23 protein-coding genes and 3 tRNA genes are annotated in these 20144 nt (G+C 67.7%); 19 read left to right on the top strand and 7 right to left on the bottom strand.

The window, feature by feature from the left end:
- Positions 1-116 precede the first annotated feature (116 nt).
- The 3 genes from AC1DF4_RS04230 to AC1DF4_RS04220 are packed head-to-tail and all read left to right on the top strand — an operon-like array spanning position 117 to position 3244.
- Positions 117-1280: a LolA family protein gene (locus tag AC1DF4_RS04230; protein ID WP_476911697.1), complete on the top strand. Its 1164-nt coding sequence runs from the start codon at positions 117-119 to the stop codon at positions 1278-1280.
- 19 nt (positions 1281-1299) lie between these two features.
- A complete protein-coding gene (locus tag AC1DF4_RS04225) occupies positions 1300-2358 on the top strand; it encodes an ABC transporter ATP-binding protein (RefSeq protein ID WP_476911696.1) in 1059 nt (352 codons plus the stop codon).
- Positions 2359-2401: 43 nt separating this feature from the next.
- On the top strand, positions 2402-3244 hold the full coding sequence (locus tag AC1DF4_RS04220) for an ABC transporter permease (RefSeq protein WP_476911695.1): 843 nt from the start codon (positions 2402-2404) through the stop codon (positions 3242-3244).
- A gap of 38 nt (positions 3245-3282) precedes the next feature.
- On the opposite strand, the gene AC1DF4_RS04215 is transcribed toward AC1DF4_RS04220, so the two are convergent.
- The 5 genes from AC1DF4_RS04215 to AC1DF4_RS04195 form a co-directional block, all read right to left on the bottom strand.
- Positions 3283-4683 carry a C40 family peptidase gene (locus AC1DF4_RS04215; RefSeq protein ID WP_476911694.1) on the bottom strand — a complete coding sequence of 467 codons (1401 nt, stop codon included), beginning with the start codon at positions 4681-4683 and terminating at the stop codon, positions 3283-3285.
- Between the two features lie 216 nt (positions 4684-4899).
- Positions 4900-5820, bottom strand: coding sequence for a cation diffusion facilitator family transporter (locus tag AC1DF4_RS04210; protein ID WP_476911693.1), 921 nt, complete (start codon positions 5818-5820; stop codon positions 4900-4902).
- A 10-nt stretch (positions 5821-5830) separates the two neighbouring features.
- Positions 5831-6301 (bottom strand): metallopeptidase family protein, encoded by a 471-nt coding sequence (locus AC1DF4_RS04205; protein ID WP_476911692.1) that lies wholly within the window; start codon positions 6299-6301, stop codon positions 5831-5833.
- Positions 6302-6322: 21 nt separating this feature from the next.
- Positions 6323-7342: a DMT family transporter gene (locus AC1DF4_RS04200; protein WP_476911691.1), complete on the bottom strand. Its 1020-nt coding sequence runs from the start codon at positions 7340-7342 to the stop codon at positions 6323-6325.
- Positions 7343-7440: 98 nt separating this feature from the next.
- Complete coding sequence (locus tag AC1DF4_RS04195) at positions 7441-8322, bottom strand: ArgP/LysG family DNA-binding transcriptional regulator (protein WP_476911690.1); 882 nt, start codon at positions 8320-8322, stop codon at positions 7441-7443.
- A gap of 69 nt (positions 8323-8391) precedes the next feature.
- On the opposite strand from AC1DF4_RS04195, the gene AC1DF4_RS04190 reads away from it, so the two are divergent.
- The 16 genes from AC1DF4_RS04190 to AC1DF4_RS04115 all read left to right on the top strand — a co-directional run bounded on the left by AC1DF4_RS04190 (position 8392) and on the right by AC1DF4_RS04115 (position 18294).
- Entirely contained in the window at positions 8392-9000 is a 609-nt protein-coding gene (locus AC1DF4_RS04190) for a LysE/ArgO family amino acid transporter (protein ID WP_476911689.1), read from the top strand.
- Positions 9001-9049: 49 nt separating this feature from the next.
- Positions 9050-9688, top strand: a complete 639-nt coding sequence (locus AC1DF4_RS04185) for an FMN-binding negative transcriptional regulator (RefSeq protein WP_476911688.1) — start codon at positions 9050-9052, stop codon at positions 9686-9688.
- A 149-nt stretch (positions 9689-9837) separates the two neighbouring features.
- Positions 9838-9910, top strand: a tRNA-Glu gene (locus AC1DF4_RS04180).
- A 95-nt stretch (positions 9911-10005) separates the two neighbouring features.
- Positions 10006-10079: transfer RNA gene (locus AC1DF4_RS04175), tRNA-Asp, on the top strand.
- A 48-nt stretch (positions 10080-10127) separates the two neighbouring features.
- Positions 10128-10203: transfer RNA gene (locus tag AC1DF4_RS04170), tRNA-Phe, on the top strand.
- Between the two features lie 250 nt (positions 10204-10453).
- Positions 10454-10909 (top strand): hypothetical protein, encoded by a 456-nt coding sequence (locus AC1DF4_RS04165; protein WP_476911687.1) that lies wholly within the window; start codon positions 10454-10456, stop codon positions 10907-10909.
- A gap of 152 nt (positions 10910-11061) precedes the next feature.
- A complete protein-coding gene (locus tag AC1DF4_RS04160) occupies positions 11062-11526 on the top strand; it encodes an Asp23/Gls24 family envelope stress response protein (protein ID WP_476911686.1) in 465 nt (154 codons plus the stop codon).
- On the top strand, positions 11523-11714 hold the full coding sequence (locus AC1DF4_RS04155) for a hypothetical protein (protein WP_069950472.1): 192 nt from the start codon (positions 11523-11525) through the stop codon (positions 11712-11714). The genes AC1DF4_RS04160 and AC1DF4_RS04155 overlap by 4 nt, the downstream gene beginning before the upstream one ends.
- Positions 11711-12091 carry a hypothetical protein gene (locus AC1DF4_RS04150; protein WP_476911685.1) on the top strand — a complete coding sequence of 127 codons (381 nt, stop codon included), beginning with the start codon at positions 11711-11713 and terminating at the stop codon, positions 12089-12091. The genes AC1DF4_RS04155 and AC1DF4_RS04150 overlap by 4 nt, the downstream gene beginning before the upstream one ends.
- Before the next feature lie 68 nt (positions 12092-12159).
- Positions 12160-12762, top strand: a complete 603-nt coding sequence (locus tag AC1DF4_RS04145; protein ID WP_476912180.1) for a DUF6286 domain-containing protein — start codon at positions 12160-12162, stop codon at positions 12760-12762.
- Positions 12759-13370 carry a hypothetical protein gene (locus AC1DF4_RS04140; RefSeq protein ID WP_476911684.1) on the top strand — a complete coding sequence of 204 codons (612 nt, stop codon included), beginning with the start codon at positions 12759-12761 and terminating at the stop codon, positions 13368-13370. The genes AC1DF4_RS04145 and AC1DF4_RS04140 overlap by 4 nt, the downstream gene beginning before the upstream one ends.
- Positions 13371-13608: 238 nt before the next feature.
- Positions 13609-14886, top strand: coding sequence for an ABC transporter substrate-binding protein (locus tag AC1DF4_RS04135; RefSeq protein ID WP_476911683.1), 1278 nt, complete (start codon positions 13609-13611; stop codon positions 14884-14886).
- 7 nt (positions 14887-14893) lie between these two features.
- Positions 14894-15931, top strand: a complete 1038-nt coding sequence (locus tag AC1DF4_RS04130; RefSeq protein WP_476911682.1) for a carbohydrate ABC transporter permease — start codon at positions 14894-14896, stop codon at positions 15929-15931.
- Positions 15928-16815 (top strand): carbohydrate ABC transporter permease, encoded by an 888-nt coding sequence (locus AC1DF4_RS04125; protein WP_476911681.1) that lies wholly within the window; start codon positions 15928-15930, stop codon positions 16813-16815. Before AC1DF4_RS04130 ends, AC1DF4_RS04125 begins: the two co-directional genes overlap by 4 nt.
- 10 nt (positions 16816-16825) lie before the next feature.
- Positions 16826-17080: a hypothetical protein gene (locus AC1DF4_RS04120; protein WP_441405061.1), complete on the top strand. Its 255-nt coding sequence runs from the start codon at positions 16826-16828 to the stop codon at positions 17078-17080.
- Positions 17081-17172: 92 nt separating this feature from the next.
- Positions 17173-18294 carry a LacI family DNA-binding transcriptional regulator gene (locus AC1DF4_RS04115; RefSeq protein WP_476911680.1) on the top strand — a complete coding sequence of 374 codons (1122 nt, stop codon included), beginning with the start codon at positions 17173-17175 and terminating at the stop codon, positions 18292-18294.
- A gap of 19 nt (positions 18295-18313) precedes the next feature.
- Here the strand turns inward: AC1DF4_RS04115 and AC1DF4_RS04110 are convergent, their stop codons facing one another.
- Both AC1DF4_RS04110 and AC1DF4_RS04105 read right to left on the bottom strand, forming a co-directional pair.
- Positions 18314-19237 (bottom strand): DUF8083 family protein, encoded by a 924-nt coding sequence (locus AC1DF4_RS04110; RefSeq protein WP_476911679.1) that lies wholly within the window; start codon positions 19235-19237, stop codon positions 18314-18316.
- Positions 19238-19265: 28 nt separating this feature from the next.
- Positions 19266-20072: an exodeoxyribonuclease III gene (locus AC1DF4_RS04105; RefSeq protein ID WP_476911678.1), complete on the bottom strand. Its 807-nt coding sequence runs from the start codon at positions 20070-20072 to the stop codon at positions 19266-19268.
- Positions 20073-20144 lie beyond the last annotated feature (72 nt).

Raw genomic sequence — 20144 nt, 5'->3', positions numbered from 1 at the left:
GGCCGCGTCCCCGGCGGCCCGGACGCCCCTGCCGGCAACGTCCGCCGGAGAGGTGAAGACGGCCACTTCCAGGCGTACTGTTGAATCATGAGCTGCAAGGTTGGAGCGCGGTCACAATGACACGCAAATGGCTGCGTTGGATGCCCGCCGTGGCGGTGCCTGCCGTGATCGCCGCCGGCGTCCTGTCCGGATCCCTTCCCGCGAGCGCCGGAGACCCCCTGCCGGAGAAAACGCCGCAGCAGGTGCTGCTCATGATCGCCCAGCATGACGAGAAATCCCTGTCCGGGACGCTGGAACAAAGCTCCGCGATCGGCCTGCCGGAACTTCCGAAATCCGGTCCCGGCGCGGGCTCCCCGGAGACCGCCTGGCTGGAGCTCCTGACCGGACCCCACACCGCCCGGGTCTACCTCGACGGGCCGCAGAACGCCCGGGTGCAGATCATGGACCGGATGGCGGAGCGCGACGCGATCAAGAACGGCAAGGAAGTCTGGTTCTACAACTCCAAGGACAACACAGCCGCCCACGCCCAGCTCCCTGCCGATGCGGCCGGCCGCCACCAGGCCCAGCCCGGAACCGTGCCGACCCCGGCGGAACTGGCTGACAAGCTGCTCGCCAAAGTCGACGCAGGCACCGACGTGACCGTAGGCCCGGATACCCAAGTTGCCGGACGGGCAGCCTACAACCTCGTGCTCACGCCGAAGTCGGAGGCCACCCTGGTGGAGTCCATCGCCATTGCGGTCGACGGCGCAACCGGACTCCCGCTCGGCGTCGACCTGAGGGCGCGGGGACAGTCGGAGCCGGCGTTCAGCGTCGCCTTCACGAGCCTCAACCTTGACACTCCGGATTCCTCCATCTTCACGTTCACCCCGCCGCCAGGGGCCACCGTCAAAGAGATCCCGCTGCCGGACCACAACGCCAGCGCCGCCACACCGCCGTCGGACGCCGCCCAGGCGAAGGCTGCGAAGCGGCCTGCCGTCACCGGAACCGGCTGGGAATCTGTGCTCGAATTCCCCGCCGGAGCCATCGCTCTTCCGGGCGGAACCCCGCCCCAGACCGGCGCGCCGGACCCCGCGCCCGCCAACCCGCTCCGGCCTGACCCCTCCGCCCCGGAGGGAAACCGGTCCGGCGCCGCCGCGCTGCTGGAACAGGCTGCGGTAGCCGTTCCGGGCGGCCGGCTGGTGTCCACATCGCTGGTGAATGTGCTGATCCTCGACGACGGGCGTATCCTCGCCGGTTCCGTGCCGTTGGAGCGGCTGCAGGCCGCCGCCACTCAGCGGTGACCGCCCCGGTGACCGCCGAGTGACCGCCGTCGGGCCGGCGACGGAACCCTACGTGACGGACCTGTGCATCGAGACCACCGGTCTCAGCAAGCGCTTCGGCCACCAGTTGGCCGTCGACGGCGTCGATCTGGCCGTCCCGAAAGGCTCGGTATTCGGCTTCCTGGGGCCCAACGGCTCCGGCAAGACCACCACGATCAGGCTTATGCTCGGCCTCGCCGCGGCCAGCAGCGGCTCCGTCCGGCTCCTCGGCCAGGAGATGCCGGGGCAGCTGCGTGAGGTGTTGCCCCGAGTGGGTGCCCTGGTCGAGGGGCCCGCCTTCTACCCCTTCCTCTCCGGCGCGGCCAACCTGCACCGGTTCGACGCCGCGGACCCGCATGTTCCCGCCGCTACCCGGAAAGCCCGGGTCCAGTCGGCGCTGGAGCGGGTGGGGCTGACGCATGCCGCGGACAAGAAAGTCCGGGCCTATTCGCTGGGCATGAAGCAGAGGCTGGGGATCGCCAACGCCCTGCTGGCACCCCGGGAACTCCTGGTCCTGGACGAACCCACGAACGGGCTCGATCCGCAGGGCACCAGGGAGGTTCGCAGCCTGGTGCGCTCGCTCGCCGCGGACGGCGCCACCGTGTTCGTCTCCAGCCATCTGCTCGCCGAGGTGGAACAGATCTGCACGCACGCGGCCATCATGAGCGCGGGCCGGCTGGTGGCACAGGGGACCCTCGCTGAGCTGCGCCAGGGCGGGCAGGCCCGGTTCCGCGTACTCACGCCGGATACGGGGGCCGCAGCCGACGCGCTGGCCCGGCTGGGCCTGAGCGCGGCCGTGGGCGGGGCGGGCGCCGGTGAGACACCGGATAGGGCCAGCGTCAACAGTGCCGGCCCAAGCAGGACCGAATCCAACAGCGCCGACGGCGTGCTCTACGCCCCGCTCCCCGGTGCGGCGGGCGATGGCTCAGTGGCACCCGAGGCCGTGGTGGCCGCCCTGGTGGCGGCCGGAGTCCGGGTCCGGGGCTTCGCGACCGAACAGGTCAGCCTTGAAGATCGCTTTGTCGCGCTGACGGGGGAGGGCTTCGACGTTGTCCAGTGACGAACGTAGTTCCAGTGAAAGATCCCGACCCGGCCCGGCCGCGGTGACCACCCGGCGGGGAAAACAGGGCAACTGGGGCAGCGGCCTGCTCGCCTCCGAACTCGGGGTCCTCTTCCGCCGCCGCCGTACCTGGGCCATGCTCTGTGCGCTGGCGGCCATTCCGATCCTGATCGCCGTGGCGGTCCGCGTGTCCTCTGCGGTGCCGGCCGGCCGGGGTCCGGCGTTCCTGGACCGGATTTCCCAGAACGGTCTGTTTGTTGGCGTGACCGCGATGCTCGTGTCCGTTCCGCTGTTCCTGCCGCTGACCGTGGGCGTGGTGGCGGGGGACACCGTGGCCGGAGAGGCCGGGCTGGGGACACTGCGGTATCTGCTGGTGGCGCCCGCGGGCCGCGTCCGGCTGCTGCTGGTGAAATACGCCGGGGCAGTGGTCTTCGCCGTCGCGGCGCCGCTCGTGGTGGCGCTGGTCGGTGCCGGAATCGGAGCGGCTCTTTTCCCGGTGGGGCCGGTCACGCTGCTGTCCGGGGATGCCATCGGAGCCGCCGAGGCAATGCGGCGGCTGCTGCTGATCGCCGCCTACCTCGCCGTCTCGCTGATGGGCCTCTCGGCGATCGGCCTTTTCATGTCCACGCTCACGGACGTGCCCGTGGGTGCGATGGCGTCCACCGTCGTGCTGTCGGTCGTCTCACAGGTCCTCGACGCGCTGCCGCAACTGGAATGGCTGCACCCGTGGCTCTTCAGCCACTACTGGCTGGACTTCGCGGACCTGCTCCGCCAGCCCGTCGCCTGGGATTCCTTCCTCACGAACGTGTTGCTGCAGGGCGGCTACGTCGCCGTTTTCGGTGCACTCGCCTACGGCAGGTTCATCACAAAGGACGTGCTCTCCTAACGTCCGGATCCGCAGGATCCCGACGGCGGCGGGAAAGCTCAGTACCGGGCGGCGACGGGGTGGAGCTGCATCCCGGACATGGAGGCCAGGTCCGTCACGGTAATGCCGGCGTCCTCGTTCAGCGCCTGGACCACCCGCCCGCCGCCGAGGTAGATCGCCACATGGTAGAAACCCGGTGCCGAACCCCAGACCAGCAGGTCGCCCGGCTGGGCCTGGGACAGCGGAACATGCAAGGGGGCCTGGGCGAACTGCTGGGACGCCGTGCGGGGAAGGTACTTTCCGGCCGCGGCGAAGGCGTTCTGCACGAGGCCGGAGCAGTCGAACCCGTGGGCGCCGGTTCCGCCGTACTGGTAAAAATAGGGCGCGCCGACCTTGCCGAGAGCCACCGAGATCGCCGTCTGGTTGGAACCGCCCGGCGCCGGGGCCGGGGGCGGCGCGGGTGCAGGCGCGGGTGGCAGAACCGGTGCGGGTGCAGGCAACGCCGGAGCCGGCGGGGCCGGAACGGGTATGGCCGGCGTGGCCGGGGCCGGTGGAACCGGGGCGGGTGCGGCCGGTGCCTGCGGACGCGGAATCACCGGAGCCGGGTTGCCGGAATCGGTACCGGTCCCCTGTCCCTGCCCGGCGGTACCGGTCACTGCGGCCAGCCGGTCCTGCTGGCGCTGCCGTTCCAGGGCATCCACGCGCTCTGATTCCAGGGCAACGGTGGTGTTCTTGAGGTTCGCGAGCTGGTCCACCAGGACGGTCCGCTGTGCGCTGGCCTCGGACACGGCCTGGCGCTGGGCGTCGCTGGCACGTTCGGCGTCGAGCTTGCGGGCCTCCGCCGTCCGGGCGGCCTCGTCGGCGGCACGGTTGGCATCGGCGGCGGCAGCCGTCAGCGATTCGGCGGCGACGGCCGCGGTTTCCGCCGATTGGAAGGCCCGGGTGCGGCCGGCTGTCACGGCCTCAAGGGTGGCGGCCTGCTGCAGGGCGTTGCCGGTCCCGGTGACAAAGCTGCTCAGGGCCGGATTCAGCCCGCCGCTGCGGTAGAGATCGCCGGCGAGCTGGCCGATCTGCTTGCGCGTCTTCGCCTGCTCCTCGCCGGCTGCCGAGGCCCTGGCGGCGGCAACCGCGGCGGCGTCGCGCCGGAGCTGCAGTTCCACGAGCGCTTCACCATAGGCGTTATTGGCCTGCAGGGAGGCTTCGAGGCTGGCATCCTGCGCCGCGGAGGCGTCCGCCAGGAGCCGGTCGATCGTGGCGACCTGTGCCGCCGTCGCACTTTCACTGGCCTTGGCCGCGGCAATCTCATCCGGCGATGGAATCTCCGGCGCAGCCGGGACCTGAACTGCCGTGGCCTGCACGGATGCGGGCGGTGCGGCGTGTGCGGGAATCGCCGGCGTTCCCAGGAGTGCGACGGCGGCGCACAACGCGGCCGTCTTTCGGCCGGAACCGGTCCAAGTCATGGGCAAACCTCGCTGCAGTGTCGGGCTGGAGCGGGCGAGCGCGGATTCCGGCGCGAGAAACGCCCGGCTGATCCCCAGCACGGTCGAGGCTACGTGCCAATGGCCACTTTGGCAACACGGGTCACATCAATAACATAAACAACAAATATGTCATTTGGTCACATTTGGGCAGGGCGTGTCGGAGGGTGCCGCCGCCCGGGGCTGTGATTTCGGGACTTAGGCGTGCTGGTGGGATTCGTGCTCTGCGTGGGAGGCCGGTTCCAGTTGGAAGGTGCAGTGCTCGGTGTCGAAGTGCGAGCCCAGGCAGCTGACCAGCTTGTCCAGGACCTGGTCCGCGCCGCGGGCTCCCAGTGCCGCGTCCTCCACCACCACGTGGGCAGAAAACACCGGAACGCCGGAGGTGATGGTCCAGATGTGGATGTCGTGCACAGACACCACACCGTCCACGGAGAGGATGTGCTCGCGGATCAGCTGCACGTCCACGCCCTTGGGGGTTGCCTCGAGTAGTACATCCACCACATCGCGGAGCAGATGCCAGGCCCGCGGCAGGATCATCAGCGCAATGACGATCGAGGCGATGGTGTCCGCCGTCTGGAATCCCGTGACCATGATGACCACGGCGGCGGCGATGACGGCGAAGGAGCCCAGCAGGTCGCCCAGGACCTCAAGGTAGGCGCCCCGGACGTTGAGGCTCTCCTTCTGGGCGCCGCGGAGGATCAGCAGGGACACCAGGTTGGCAACGGCGCCCAGGACAGCCGCGTAAAGCATGACGTCGGTCTGCACCTCGGGCGTGGAGCCGAAGCGGCGGATGGCCTCCGTGAAAATGACCACCGAGATGACGATCAGCACCAGCGCGTTGGCCAGGGCGGCCAGCACCTCGGCGCGCTGGTAGCCGTAGGTCCGCTGGTCGCTGGCCGGCCGGGCCGCGATCCAGGCGGCCAGGAGGGCGATGAAGACGCCGGCCGCGTCGGAAAGCATGTGGCCGGCGTCGGCCAGCAGGGCGAGCGACCCGGAAATCAGCGCCCCGGCGATCTGGATCAGGACGACGGCGAGCGTGATGGCCAGGACTGCGACCAGGCGCTTCCGGTGCTTGCCGGTCGCGGTAACCCCGTGTGAATGGCTGTGGTCGTGTCCCATGCCTACAAGGCTAGTCCCAGCCGAGCTCATGCAGGCGATCGTCGCTGATGCCGAAGTGGTGCGCGATCTCATGGACCACGGTGACCGTCACTTCCTCGATCACGTCCTCACGCGACTCGCAGATCTCCAGGATCGGCTGCCGGTAGATGGTGATGCGGTCCGGCAGGGAACCGGCGTCCCACCAGGAGTCCCGTTCGGTCAGCGGCACACCCTCGTATAGGCCCAGCAGCACGGTGTCAGGATCGTCGCCCGGCTGCGGGGTGTAGTCGTCCTCGATGAAGATGGCCACGTTATTCATGGTCTTCGCCAGGTCCGGCGGGATCTGGTCCAGGGCGTCGCTCACGGCGGCTTCGAAGTCCGCTTCGGACATCGGGAACGGGGCGTGATTGTGGCCGCCGCCGTTCCCGCCGTCGTCCGGGTTTTCCGGGTTCTCCGGGCCGTCCGGAACGATGGGCAGGCCAGGCGGCAGGGAAGCGGGCATAGCTGAAACTCTAGCGCCGAATCAGCGGGACCGGCGCCGGGTCAGCCCCACCCCCACGAGGCAGATGACGCCTCCCACCAGGCCCCAGACCGTAGGGATCTCGCCGAGCACCAGCCAGGAGATCAGGATCGTGGTGCCGGGCACGAGGTAGGTGGTGGCCGCGAGCCGACCGGCGTCGATCAGGGACAACGCATAGGCCCAGGTGGTGAACGCGATTGCCGTCGGGAAGATGCCGAGATAGACCAGCCCCAGCGTCGCCGGCAGCGGGGCCGCCTGTAGTTCGGTGATCAGCTGGCCGCTGAAGGGCAGGCAGCAGACCGCGCCGACCAGGATCCCGAACCAGGTGGCCTGGGCCGCGGGGAACTTTCGCAGGACCGGCTTTTGCACGATCACACTGACCGCGGCGAGGGCCGCCGCCAGCAGGCACAACAGCACCCCGGCGACGTCGGCCGTGGACCGCTGCCCGGACCCCAGTGCTATCACCGCGACGCCGCCGAACGCGACGAGGCTGCCGATGATCAGCCAGCGGGGGAAGCCCTCCTTGAGGATGACCCCGGCCATGATGGCCACCAGGATCGGGTTGACGTTGATCAGCAGCGCGGCCGTGCCGGCGTCGAGGAGGTGTTCGGCGGCGTTCAGGGCGACGTTGTAGCCGCCGAACCACATCACGCCGTAAGCCAGGATGGGCCACCACTCGCGGCCCCGGGGGAGGTTGGGATTCTTCAGCAGTTGCGGCAGCACCACCAGGCCCAGGGCGACGGCGGCGATCGCCAGCCGGCCTAGGGTCAGGGAGCCGGGGGAGAAGCTGGGTCCCACGGCCCGGATGCCCACGAAGGCGGAGGCCCACAACACCACGGTGACCACGACGGCGGCGATGCCGAGCCTGCTGATCTGGCCCGGCGGGAGGAGCTGCTTCGCAGGGTTTGCGGGGTTTACGGGGTGGGCGGGCTGGGAGGCGGGCGCGTGCGGCGGCAATTCGTGGGTGCCGTCCGGGCGCGCGCTGTCCGGCTGGGGGGAGCCCGTCTGGGCGGTTGTTGCCATGCTGCCAATCTAGCCGGTGCAGGGGCCCGGGGACTGGCGGAAATCGGTCACGTCTAGGCGAGTTCCTGCCAACTGCGGTGCTCCCGTCCCCGGAGAGTTCACCGCAGCGGGCGGGCGGCCGCCTGGATGGCCGCCGCAACCTCGTCGAGGGCCGCCGATCCGTGCCGCCACTGCTGCCAGTGGAGCGGCACGTCCACGTGCGCGCCGGGGTCCAGAGACAGCAGGGTTTGGCGCTTCAGCTCCTCCGAGACCTCGATTTCAGGGAGCAGTCCCCACCCCATGCCCCAGCGGATGGCTTCCCCGAACTCATGGGCGGCCGGGACGTAGTGCCGCGGCGGCTGGAGGGTCTTGCGGCTCACGCCGCGCAGATAGCGGTCCTGCAGGTCGTCCTTGCGGTCGAAGACGATGACCGGCGCGACGGCGAGCGCGTCCGCCGTCGCGCCGCCGGGAAACCACCGCGCGGCGAAGTCCGGCGTGCAGACCGGCAGGTAGCGCATGACGCCCAAGCGCCGGGACGAGCAGCCCGGCGCCGCCTTGGCCGTGGTGGTGATGGCAGCGGCTGCGGCGCCGCTGCGGAGGAGTTCCAGCGAATAGTCCTGGTCCTCGCGCAGGATCTCCAGCTGGACCTTGTCCGCCACCGCGGCCAGGCCGGGGAGGGCCCAGGTGTGCAGGGAATCGCTGTTGATCACGAGGGTCAGCCGGATGCTGGCGGGCTGCGTGCCGGGCTGCAGCTCTTCGGCCAGATCGGCGGAGAGCATGTCCAGTTGCCGGGCGAAGCGCACCACCGCCTGCCCGGACGGCGTGAGTCCGACGGGCCGGGTCCGGGTCAGCACCGGCCGGCCGACGGCCACCTCGAGGGCGCGGACACGCTGGCTCACCGCCGACGCCGTGACCCGGAGTTGGCTGGCGGCGGCCTCGAAGCTTCCGTGCGCCACGATGGCGGCCAGGGTCCGGGCCTGGTCAGGCTGGATGTCAATCATTAGCTCATCTTATGTTGGCCAACATTTGTTAACTGGTTTCATGTTCCTGCCGCCCTTACCGTGGATCCCGTGATCCTTTCCCTCGTTTCCGGCCTGGCCAGCGGGCTGTCCCTCATCGTCGCCATCGGAGCGCAGAACGCCTTTGTGCTCCGCCAGGGCGTCCAGCGCTCGCACGTCCTTCTGGTTGTTGCCGTATGCGCCGTCTCGGACCTTGTCCTGATTGTGCTGGGGGTGGCCGGCGTGGGCGTTCTCATCGAGCGGGCGCCAGAGGTCCTCGAGGTGGTCCGCTGGGCGGGTGCTGCCTTCCTCCTGGCGTACGGGGCAATGGCTGCGGTGCGGGCCATCCGCGGCACGCAGGCGGCGCACCTGGCGGCCGGTCACAAGGGAACGTGGGCGACCGCCCTGGGAACCTGCCTGGCGCTGACCTGGCTGAACCCGCACGTCTACCTCGACACTGTGCTGCTGCTGGGGTCCCTCGCCGGCACCCACGGTGCGGACGGGCGCTGGTGGTTTGCCGCCGGAGCCGGGCTGGGCAGCGTGGCGTGGTTCGCCGCGCTGGGTGCCGGCGCCCGGTTCCTTGCCCCGTTGTTCGCCCGGCCGGGCAGTTGGCGCGTGCTCGACGCCGGCATCGCCTTGGTCATGGTCACCCTCGCTGTCATGCTCGTAGCCTTGAGATAGTCAGCCGTCCCGTTCATCGCGCGATACCCACCCGACAAAGGAACCGTCCATGTACATCCCCTCGCATTTCGCCGCTGACCCGGACGCCGTCAGGGATTTGCTCGAGAACCCCGGGGCAGCCAACCTGGTGACGTCGACGGAGCAAGGGCTGCTCGCCACCCTGCTGCCGTTCGTCTATGACCCGGAGGTGGGCGAGCACGGGGCGCTGCTGGGCCATGTTGCCCGCAACAACGATCAGTGGCGGCTGCCGGCACTGGGTGAATCCCTGGCCATCATCCAGCGCTCCGATGCCTACATCTCCCCGAACTGGTACCCCACCAAGGCGGAACACGGCCGGGTGGTGCCGACGTGGAACTACACCACGGCCCACGCCTACGGCAGGCTGGTCATCCACGACGATCCTGTCTGGGTTGAAGACCTAGTCCGGCGGCTGACCGCACAGCACGAAGCGGCCTCGGAACGGCCCTGGGCCGTGGACGACGCACCTGCGCGTTTCATCGCCGGCCAGCTCCGGGCGATTGTCGGCGTCGAGCTTGTCATCACGAGGGTCGAAGCGAAACGCAAGCTCAGCCAGAACCGGTCGGCTGCCGACATTGACGGCGTCGTCGCGGGTTTGCGGGCCAGGGGAGACCTGGAGTCGGCGGTCGATGTGGAGCGGGCCCGGCAGGACCCTGCCCGGCGGGGTTAGGCGCCGCCAAATGGGCGGCAGCCGCTGATTTTGGATAATCCGGAGTCTGCCCTTATAGTTTTATAGTCCAGTTCGGAGGAACCCGAAAGGACAAAAACGGAAGGCTTCGGCCCTTAATTTTTGCCTTTGTTCAACCGGATGGCGTCCTGGCCCCCATCGTCTAGCGGCCTAGGACACCGCCCTTTCACGGCGGCGGCACGGGTTCGAATCCCGTTGGGGGTACGCAAGGAACTGGTCAAACCGGGTGTGAAAGTCTGGTAGGCTAAAGGCCTTGAAAAATTGCGGTAGCGATACTGCAGACAAGAAATAAATAGCAAGGCCCTGTAGCGCAGTTGGTTAGCGCGCCGCCCTGTCACGGCGGAGGTCGCGGGTTCAAGTCCCGTCAGGGTCGCTCTGATTGCCAGAAGAAATTCCGGCTCTCATGGTGACACGTCACCTAGGCTCTGTAGCTCAGTTGGTAGAGCGTTCGACTGAAAATCGAAAGGTCACCGGATCGACGCCGGTCGGAGCCACCACTGGGAAGCATCAGTTCTTCGGAACTGGTGCTTTTCTTCTTTTAACCCCATCGACTGCTCCGTAAGTGCCCTTCAGGGCGGCCAAAAGGGCGGTTACGGAGCAGTCGATGGAAAGTTCGACGGCGGCGGCCGGTTTGGGGGCTGGCCAACCGGCCGGGCTAGACTCACACGCTGGGGAAAGAACGCCAAGACCGCCGGCAGCGTGATCGGGCCGGCGGTGCAATCTCAACCGAAAAGTGATTCCACGAACGTGATCTTGAAGAATGTTGCCCGCCCGCTGACCGTAAGCGCCCTTCTGGCGGCCCTCGCACTCACCGCCTGCTCTGCACCGCAAGCCGGCAGCGCGCCGTCGTCCGCGGCGGCCGGCCCCGCGCCGTCGTCCGCGACCGCAAGTCCCAGCAAGTCCTCCGGCCCGTGGGGTGACTTCGCCACGGCTGCCGAGGCCTGCACCACGATTTCCGAACAGGCCACCGGCTCCACTCTGCTTCCGCTCTCGGCTGCGAAGGGATCGGCGGCCGAATTGGAGCAGACCAAGGCCGAGCTGACCCGCACAGCGGAACGCGCCCCGGACAGCATCAAGGCAGACTTCACCACTCTCAGCCAGGTGGCCATCGCCGGCATCAAGGACCAGACGGTCTTCTCCAGCGGAAAACTCCAGGACGCCATGGCTCCGGTGCAGACCTGGCTCGCCACCAACTGCGGATAGCGGGCCTGTTCAGTCCGCTTCCCCGGGCGTTAGCCTAGGCGGGCCGGGTGCCGGTGCGATTTCCTTGACGGGGCACGGCCTTCCCGGGGCCTAGCGGCCACCTTGCCGGGCACAGGTACTAGGGTGGTCACAAAGAGAAGGGGGAGTGCCTCATGGAATACCAGGATCCTCAGCCCGGAGCGGCCCAGGTGCCCGAGCCCGCCACAGCTTTGCCGGTGCCCGGCGGTGGCCGCACCGTCATTTCCGAAAACGCCGTCGCGAAGGTTGCGGGTATCGCTGCCCGTTCGGTCCCCGGCGTCTACTCCCTGGGATCGGGCCCGTCGCGCGCTCTCGGCGCGTTCCGTGACGCGGTGGGCAGCTCGGACCACGCCGCCGGCGTCCGGGCCGAGGTCGGTGAAACGCAGGTCGCGGTCGATATTGACCTGGTGGCGCTCTACGGCACACCCCTTCACGCCTTGGCAGACCAGATCCGCGCCGCTGTGTATGCGGCAGTGGAGGAGCTCGTCGGACTCCAGGTCATCGAAGTCAACATTGAGATCAACGATGTCTATGTGCCCGGCCCGGCGAAAACCGGTACCGCGGCCGAGACCCGGCCCGCTAGGGAGGCAATCCAGTGAACCTGACCGTGGTGGGGATCGCAGTGGGCGCCTTCGTGGCGTTTATGTCGTTCCAGTTCGGCGTCTGGGGATTCCTGGGCGCCCTGCTGTTCATGGGGATCGGAGCCCTGCTGGGCCGCGCCGCGGAAGGGAAACTGGACCTGCGCAGCGTGCTTGACGCCCTCACGGGCCGGCGTTCCTCCTCATGAGCGGCCCGGCAGGTGGCGCCCACGCCGCCGCGATGGCCGGACACACCCGGATCAGCACCCAGGCGCTGACCAGCGTGGCGCAGGCCGCCGCTGCAGAAGCCCTCGGCGTTCCGCCGCAGGAGGTCCGGGCAGAATGGTCCGACGACGACGGACTGCTGGCCTTGTCCCTTGTCGCACCCATCACCGTGCCCCCGCTGACCACGGTCGTGCGGGACGCCGGACGGGTCGCGGGCCTCGGCGGCTCCATCTGGGACCGGGCCGTGGCCGCCAAGGCGGTCATCCTGCGCCGCGTGACCGAGCTGAGCGGTACCCGGCTGAGCAGGGTGGACATCCGGATCGGCGGCGCCAGCATGAGTGAAGGAGGGCGCGTCCATTGAGGCACAACACCGAGCACGATCCCAGCCACGAAAGCTACGCCGCGCCAGCTCCCAGTGCCGCGCCTTCGGTGGGCAATGAAGCCCCTACCGTGGGCGGCGTCGCCCGCATAGAGAAGATCCTCCATCGCGAGACCCACTCCTCAAGGGCCGTCGCCTCCATCATCGCCGCCGTACTCGTGGTGGGGCTGTGCGGCTATGCGCTCCTGGAAACCGCGGTCCGGGCCGTCGGACAGCCGCCCTGGCTCGTGGATCCGCAGACCGCGGCGGAGCAGGCGGTGGCGCTCCCGGCCGGGGTGCCGCCGCTCCTGCTCGGCGTCATCGGCGCGGTAGTCGTGATGGCAGGGCTGTTCTTCTTCCTGAACGCGGTGCTGCCCGGACGCCGCGCCCGCCACATTTTGCGGGACCCCCGCGCCGCCGTCGTCGTGGACGACGAAGTGATCGCCTCCGCCCTGGCACGCCGGGCGCGGGTGGCCGCCAACGTAAGCCAGGAACAGGTGATGGTGACGGTGTCCCGGCAGCAGGTGCAGGTCAACGTCCGGCCGACCTCCGGCGTGCCGCTGCGCCCGGATGCCGTCCTCGCCGCCGTGCAGGAGGAGCTCCGGGACATGGCGCTGTCCCCGTCGCCGGATGTGCGGATCAATGTGGCACCGACCGGGGTGGTCGGAGCATGAACGGCACCCCCAGGATCCTCAACCGGGTACTGATCGGTGTCCTCGGCATCAAGCTCCTCGGCATCGGAGCCCTGCTGGTCCTGCTTGCCACTGTGCCGGCGGTCGGGGTGTGGTGGCAGGACTGGTCCGCCGGCGTCTGGAGCATCTGGCGCGATCTCTTCGAACGCACGCGCTTCCCGGGGCGGGCGGAGAGCTGGCTCTGGATCGTGGTGGTCCTGGTACTGCTCCTGGTGATTGGCGCCATGGTGGCGTGGGTCGCCCAGCAGGGCAAGGGCCGGGCCAACCTGCTGGTGTCCGAGGATGATCCGGGCGACGTCCCGGGAAACGTCAGGATCGGAAGCGGCGTGGCCGAGCAGGCGCTCCGGGCCGCCTTGGCGGACCGTCCGGACCTGGCCGGCGCAACGGTGGCAACGTACGAATTCCGCGGCGAACCGGGCCTGAGAATTCGGATCCAGCCCCGCCAGGGCGTAGCCCCGCACAGGCTCACGGCCGACGTGTCTGCCCTCGTGGAGGCGCTCGATGTTGTGCTCGGCAAGCGCACCCCGGTGCTCATCCACATCGCGTCCGGTGCGCGGTCGAGGTTCGGGCGGGCTGAACGGGTCCGCTGACCCCGGCTGTGAGTTTTCGGCAACAACTTTGGCGCGCCCGTTGCGAGCGGGCTGATGGGCCGCCATCCCTTGAAATGGCGCGGAATGTCCCATCGAACAACGGATCGGAATAGGGTCTCCTTTCCGTAAAGGTTCGATGTAAACGCTTGCATTCCTCACCGGATGTTGATTATTGTGATGGGCACCACAGCAACGCACCGCCGTTTCATGTCCGGTACTCAGCGAGGAGCCCTCCAGTATGAAAACCCCGAAGTTTCTACTTCCCGTAGCCACAGCAGGCGTTCTAGCCCTCACCCTCTCCGCTTGTGGCGGCGGGGGCGGCACAACTGCCGGCGCCGACGCCGAGCAGGGCCTCGACAGCCGCGGCCCCATTACCTACGTCCAGGGCAAGGACAACAGCAACGTCGTCCGCCCGCTGATCGAGAAGTGGAACGCTGCCCACCCGAACGAGAAGGTCACGTTCAAGGAGCAGACCGACCAGGCCGACCAGCAGCACGATGACCTGGTCCAGAACTTCCAGGCCAAGAACGCCAACTACGACGTCGTCAGCGTCGACGTGGTGTGGACCGCCGAGTTCGCCGCCAAGGGCTGGCTCCAGCCGCTCAAGGACAAGATGGCGCTGGACACCTCCAAGATGCTGAAGCCGACGGTCGAGAGCGCCTCCTACAAGGGCACGCTCTACGCGGCCCCGCAGAACTCCGACGGCGGCATCCTGTACTACCGCAAGGACCTCGTCCCCACGGCGCCCAAGACCTGGGACGAGATGATGAGCATGTGCTCCATCGCCAAGGAGAACAACATCGGTTGTTTCGCGGGCCAGTACGCCAAGTACGAGGGCCTTACGGTGAACACTTCTGAGGCCATCAACTCCGCGGGCGGTTCCGTACTGAATTCGGAGGGCAAGCCGAGCCTGAACACTCCTGAGGCCAAGGCCGGCCTCGAATCCCTGACCAAGGCATATGCCGATGGAAACATCCCGAAGGAAGCCATCACCTTCCAGGAGGAGCAGGGCCGGCAGGCCTTCCAGGACGGCAAACTGCTCTTCCACCGCAACTGGCCCTACGTCTACAACCTGGCGACGACGGAAGGTTCCTCCAAGGTGAAAGACGTCCTCGGCATGACCGCGCTGGTCGGCGCGGACGGCCCCGGTGCATCCTCCCTGGGCGGGCACAGTGCAGGCATGAGCGTCTACTCGAAGAACAAGGCCACCGCCCTGGACTTCCTCAAGTTCCTCACCTCTGAGGAGACCCAGAAGTTCTACGCCACGCAGGGTTCACTTGCCCCGGTCCTCGGCGCCCTGTATGACGACCAGGAGCTCGTCACGAAGCTGCCGTACCTCCCGGTGCTGAAGACCTCGATCGAGAACGCCGTGCCGCGTCCGGTTACCCCGTTCTACCCGGCCGTCACCAAGGCCATCCAGGAAAATGCCTACGCTGCCATCAAGGGCGAAAAGACCGTAGATGCGGCCTTGTCCGACATGCAGAAGTCCATCGAGTCCGCTAGCGCGGGACAGTAGTCCAGCCATGGCAACCGAATTAGGCCCGACGCCGGTCAAAGAACCGGCGTCGGGCGGTGCTCCGGTCCACCACGGCCCCAAGGGCGTGGGGGAGGACAACGCGATAGCGAGCCAGGGCAGGTGGGCGTCGTGGCTGCTGGCGCCGACCATCGTCGCGCTGGCAATCGTCATTGTCTACCCGATCATCACTGCCATCGTGATGTCGTTCCAGAAGGATGCCGGCCTTGACCCCGCCACGGGTCTATTCACCGAGGGCGGACCTGCCGGCTTCTCGAATTACACCAACTGGCTCTTCCAGCAGTGTGCCGCCCCGGGCGGCGGAACCGTGGCCTGCCCGCCCGGAACATTGGGCGCGCAGTTCTGGTCCGCCACCGGGACGACCTTCTACTTCACCATCGTCACGGTGACCTTGGAGACCATCCTTGGTTTCTGGATGGCCATCATCATGGCGCGGACCTTCCGGGGCCGCAGCCTGGTCCGCGCGGCCGTACTGGTGCCGTGGGCCATCCCCACCGCCGTCACCGCCCAGCTGTGGCTGTTCATCTTCGCCTTCGAAGGCATCGGCAACAAACTGTTCAACACCACCATCCTGTGGACGGGCAGCGAAATCCCGGCTCGTTGGGCGGTCATCATCGCCGACACCTGGAAGACGACGCCGTTCATGGCGCTGCTCATCCTGGCCGGCCTGCAGATGATTCCGGCCGAAGTCTACGAAGCGGCCAAGGTCGACGGCGCCTCCGCCTGGCAGAGGTTCCGGATGATCACCCTCCCGCTGGTCAAGCCGGCGCTGATGGTCGCCATCCTCTTCCGGACGCTGGATGCCCTGCGGATGTTCGACCTCCCGTTCATCCTGACGGAGGGCTCCAACAACACCACCACCCTGTCCATTTTGGTGGTCAACCAGATCAGGCAGGGCTTCAACTCCGCCGCCGCCTTGTCCACCATCACGTTCATCATCATCTTCATTGTGGCCTTCATCTTCGTCCGCTTCCTCGGAGCGAACGTCGTGGAGCAGCAAACCGGCGCAGGTAAGGGGAAGAAATGACCGCCGCGACCGAACTCCGGGCCGAGCAGGATCGTGGCCGCAAGGCGGCCCAGAACCGCGAGAAATGGGCGAGCGTCCGCACGTACGTCAGCGCCGCCGTCATCCTGTTCTGGTGCCTGGCGCCGGCGTACTGGATGGTGGTGACGGCGTTCCGCGATGTGGGCTACACCTACGACACTTCGCTCCTGCCCACCCACGTGACACTCGACAACTTCCGCACGGCCTTCGATACGTCGTTCGGCAACCACTTCGCCCAGGCCCTGCTGAACAGTGTGTTCATCGGTGTGACGGTGACCCTGATCTCCCTGGTGCTGGGTGTATTCGCGGCCTATGCCCTGGCCCGGTTGAACTTCCGGTTCAAGTACCTGGTGCTGGGCTTCATTCTGGGGGCGTCCATGTTCCCCGGCGTCGCCCTCGTCACCCCGCTGTTCCAGCTGTTCACGAATATCGGCTGGATCGGCACCTACCAGGCGCTGATCATTCCCAACATCTCCTTCGTCCTCCCGCTGACGGTCTACACCATGACGTCGTTCTTCCGGGAAATGCCGTGGGAGCTTGAGGAAGCGGCCCGCGTGGACGGGTGCACCCAGGGGCAGGCGTTCCGGCGGGTGATCATGCCGCTCGCCGCACCGGCCATCTTCACGACGGCGATCCTGGCGTTCATCTCCTCATGGAATGAGTTCCTGATTGCCAGCCAGCTCTCGAACGACCAAACCCAGCCGGTAACGGTGGCCATTGCCAACTTCGCCGGTGCCCAGCCGCAGCAGATTCCGTACACCGCGATCATGGCCGCCGGAACGATCGTCACAATTCCGCTGGTCATCCTGGTGCTGATCTTCCAGCGTAAGATCGTCGCTGGCCTCACCGCCGGCGCCGTGAAGTGACGGCCCGGCAATGAACGCCAAGCCGAGCCGTGGTCTGGTCCGGAGCGAACACCGTCGTGTCCGCTCCGGCGAGGACTTCGACATCATCATCGGGCTCCTCGGTTTCTGGGCGCTGGTGCTGTTCGTGGTCACCGTCTGGATGGAGGTGACCGGCCAGCCGGCGCTGGGCTGGGCCCTGGGCCTGCTGGCCATGGTGCTGGCCGTGTACGGACTGATCCGGCTGCGCCGTCGCCTGCCGGAAAGGACGGCAACCAGGCGCAACTGAGGACCGGAGCTGCGGCACTGAGTCGCGGGGGCGGGCAAGGATCTCCTGCGTCCGGGCATCAAAGGGCAGCAGACAGTCGACAAGGGGACACGGTGGCAAAGACAACAGACAGGGCACAACGCGGAGGACACTCGGGCGTCAGCATCGAGGACGTGGCCCTGGCTGCAGGAGTCTCCACCGCCACCGTGTCCCGCGCCGTCCGCGGCCTGCCCAGGGTTTCGCCGGCCACCCGGGAGAAGATCCTGGGCATCGCCGAGGCCCTGGGCTACGTCGCATCCTCATCGGCCTCCGGGCTGGCAACCGGGCGCACCAAGACCATCGGCGTGCTGGCCCCGTTCGTCAGCCGCTGGTTTTTCTCCAAGGCGATCGAAGGCGCGGACCGGGAACTGCACGCCCGGCAGTACAACCTCTCACTGTTCAATTTGGGCGGCCACGGCAGCCACCGTGAGCGGCTCTTCAGCAAAACAATGGTCTACAAGCAGATCGACGCGCTGCTGGTCTTGTGTATGGCACTGACGCATGAAGAAATCGAACACCTCCAGAAGATCGACATCCCCCTGGTCGTCGTCGGCGGCCACGTCGAAGAATGCCCCTACATCGGCATTGACGACTACGCCGCCGCCGCCACGGCGGTGCGCCACCTGATCGGACTCGGGCACACCGAAATCGCCCTACTGCACGGCGACGACGAAACCGACCTCAACTTTGATGTCCCCAGGGTCCGGATCAAAGCTTTCCAGGAGGTGATGGCGGAAGCCGGCCTGAACGTCCGGGAGGAATGGGACGAATGGGGCGATTTCACCGTCCCCAGCGGCCAGAACGCCTTCCGCCGGCTCTGGGATAGGCCCGGACCGAAGCCCACGGCCATCTTCTGCGCCTCCGATGAGATGGCCATGGGGATCATCTTCGAGGCCACCCGGGCCGGAGTCCGCATCCCCGAGGAACTCTCCGTGATCGGGATCGACGACCACGACTTTTCCGAGGCCATGGGCCTCACCACCGTCAGGCAGCGCCCCGACGAGCAAGCCGAACTGGGCACCAAGATGCTCCTGGACGAACTCGATGGAAATGAAGGGGCAGTGCGCTCCACGGTTGCCCCGCACCAGCTGATCGTCCGAAGCACAACGGCGCCGCCCCGCAACGCCGGCGCCGAAGCCCGCAAGGCCGGGCTGGGTGCAGGGACCCGGGAACAGGGCGGCCGGCAGCCCGCCTAGCCAGCGCGGAACCAGTTCCTCAGGAAGCGCGGGCGAGTTGCCGGATCGGGATCCAGCGGGACGCCAGCCGGCGGTAGGCAGCGGCCGCCCCGGTCATGTCCCCTTCGGCCAGGCACTCGATGCCCAGCCTGACATCCATGGGTGACTCATCCGGGTAGACCTTGTCCGCCACGGCGCCGTAGTCCAGTTCCACCATCGACTCCGCGTGGAAGAGCTCCAGCCATTCGGTGAGCTGGGTCAGGTCCTCGAGCATGTCCAGGTCCGGCGCAGCGAGGGCCAGGTGGGCCACCGCATAGCGGACCCGCTCGAGGGCTTCGCCGATGGTCGCGCGGATCCGCACGGTGACAATGTGCCCCTCGGATTCCACCACGTCCGTCGGGTCCGATTCCTGGAAGAGGCAGAACCAGCTGAACGGGATGCCCCATGTGGATGCCCGGGTGTGCACTCGGCCCAGCCCGGCGTGCGCCCGCACATCATCGATGCGCTCCTGGTGCTTGTCGCGCTGCTCCTCCGGAATCAGCAACTGCGCCAAAGGCCCATGGATGCCCTCCATCAAGGCGTTGGCGGCCAGCCCGGCCCGGAGCACCAGCTGGCTCGGGCAGTACAGCAGGCCGTCCGGATGCCCCGTGCCGGGGGTGCCGGCGTCGGGAGTGCCGCCGCCTGCCGTTGGCGCTGCTCCGTGAGCGATGTCCGGGCGGGGTGCCGCAAGGATGCGGACCAGGTCCGTCGCCCCGGTGGGGAACGGGTCTCCGCCCGGGCGCGTGATGCGGCCCAGGGAAGCGAGCAACTCGGCGTTTTCGACGGCCGCGCGGGAAACGCTCCGGGATCCCGCCTCCCGGAGGGTCTGCTGCTGGCCCTCCGGGAACGCCTCCAGGGGTTCGTAGATCCGCAGCGCCGAGGAGAACGGCAGCCCCGCCTGCCCGTGGTAGAGGTTTCCCGTCATTGGATTCCGTCGCTTCCCTGTGGCCCCATCAGTCGCTCAGGTCCACGATTACGGGGGCGTGGTCCGAGGCGCCTTTGCCTTTGCGTTCCTCCCGGTCGATCGCGGCGCCGGTGACGCGGGCGGCCAGCGCGGGGGAGGCGAGGACAAAGTCGATCCGCATCCCTTCCTTTTTCGGGAAGCGCAGCTGTGTGTAGTCCCAATACGTGTAGACGCCGGGTCCGGGGGTGTGCGGGCGGACGACGTCCTGGAAGCCTGCGTTCTCGAAGGCGTGGAAGGCTGCCCGCTCCGGCTCGCTGACGTGGGTGAGGGCATTGGCCCGGAAGTAGTCGATGTCCCAGACGTCATCGTCCTGCGGGGCAATGTTCCAGTCGCCCATCAGGGCGATCTGCGCCTCGGGGTCCTCCCGGACCCAGCCTTCGGCATGGGTCCGCAGCGAGTCCAGCCAGCTGAGCTTGTACGGCATATGCTCATCGTCGAGGGCCCGGCCGTTCGGGACATAGAGGCTCCAGACCCTGACGCCGCCGCAGGTTGCGCCGATCGCACGGGCCTCCTGCACGGCGTCCTTGCCGTTCTTGCCGAAGACCGGCTGGTCAAGGAAGGTGCGTTCGACGTCGTCGAGCCCTACCCGGGAGGCGATCGCCACGCCGTTCCACTGGCTCAGGCCGAAGTGCGCCACCTCGTAGCCCATGCTCTCGAACAGCTCCCAGGGGAAGTTGTCGTCCTTGCACTTGGTTTCCTGGATGGCCAGGACATCACAGTCGGTGCGCTGAAGCCAGGCTTCAACGCGGTCGGCACGGGCACGGAGCGAGTTCACATTCCAGGTAGCTATCTTCACAGTCCCTAACTTACCGAACTTGGCTGCCGGGCGAAGCTGCAGGCCGGCCACAGCCCCTCTGGAATTTAGTAG

The organism is Arthrobacter sp. 05N429 (assembly GCF_056397045.1).
The sequence above is the reverse complement of the archived record's forward strand: the minus strand, read 5'-3'. Positions and strand labels throughout refer to the sequence as shown.

Coding starts and splice junctions, on each gene's coding strand:
- AC1DF4_RS04135 (WP_476911683.1), top strand. CDS start 13,609: ATGAAAACCCCGAAGTTTCTACTTCCCGTAGCCACAGCAGGCGTTCTA.
- AC1DF4_RS04210 (WP_476911693.1), bottom strand. CDS start 5,820: ATGGGACACGACCACAGCCATTCACACGGGGTTACCGCGACCGGCAAG.
- AC1DF4_RS04150 (WP_476911685.1), top strand. CDS start 11,711: ATGAGCGGCCCGGCAGGTGGCGCCCACGCCGCCGCGATGGCCGGACAC.
- AC1DF4_RS04110 (WP_476911679.1), bottom strand. CDS start 19,237: ATGACGGGAAACCTCTACCACGGGCAGGCGGGGCTGCCGTTCTCCTCG.
- AC1DF4_RS04195 (WP_476911690.1), bottom strand. CDS start 8,322: ATGATTGACATCCAGCCTGACCAGGCCCGGACCCTGGCCGCCATCGTG.
- AC1DF4_RS04120 (WP_441405061.1), top strand. CDS start 16,826: ATGAACGCCAAGCCGAGCCGTGGTCTGGTCCGGAGCGAACACCGTCGT.
- AC1DF4_RS04140 (WP_476911684.1), top strand. CDS start 12,759: ATGAACGGCACCCCCAGGATCCTCAACCGGGTACTGATCGGTGTCCTC.
- AC1DF4_RS04125 (WP_476911681.1), top strand. CDS start 15,928: ATGACCGCCGCGACCGAACTCCGGGCCGAGCAGGATCGTGGCCGCAAG.
- AC1DF4_RS04205 (WP_476911692.1), bottom strand. CDS start 6,301: ATGCCCGCTTCCCTGCCGCCTGGCCTGCCCATCGTTCCGGACGGCCCG.
- AC1DF4_RS04230 (WP_476911697.1), top strand. CDS start 117: ATGACACGCAAATGGCTGCGTTGGATGCCCGCCGTGGCGGTGCCTGCC.
- AC1DF4_RS04160 (WP_476911686.1), top strand. CDS start 11,062: ATGGAATACCAGGATCCTCAGCCCGGAGCGGCCCAGGTGCCCGAGCCC.
- AC1DF4_RS04130 (WP_476911682.1), top strand. CDS start 14,894: ATGGCAACCGAATTAGGCCCGACGCCGGTCAAAGAACCGGCGTCGGGC.
- AC1DF4_RS04200 (WP_476911691.1), bottom strand. CDS start 7,342: ATGGCAACAACCGCCCAGACGGGCTCCCCCCAGCCGGACAGCGCGCGC.
- AC1DF4_RS04185 (WP_476911688.1), top strand. CDS start 9,050: ATGTACATCCCCTCGCATTTCGCCGCTGACCCGGACGCCGTCAGGGAT.
- AC1DF4_RS04215 (WP_476911694.1), bottom strand. CDS start 4,683: ATGACTTGGACCGGTTCCGGCCGAAAGACGGCCGCGTTGTGCGCCGCC.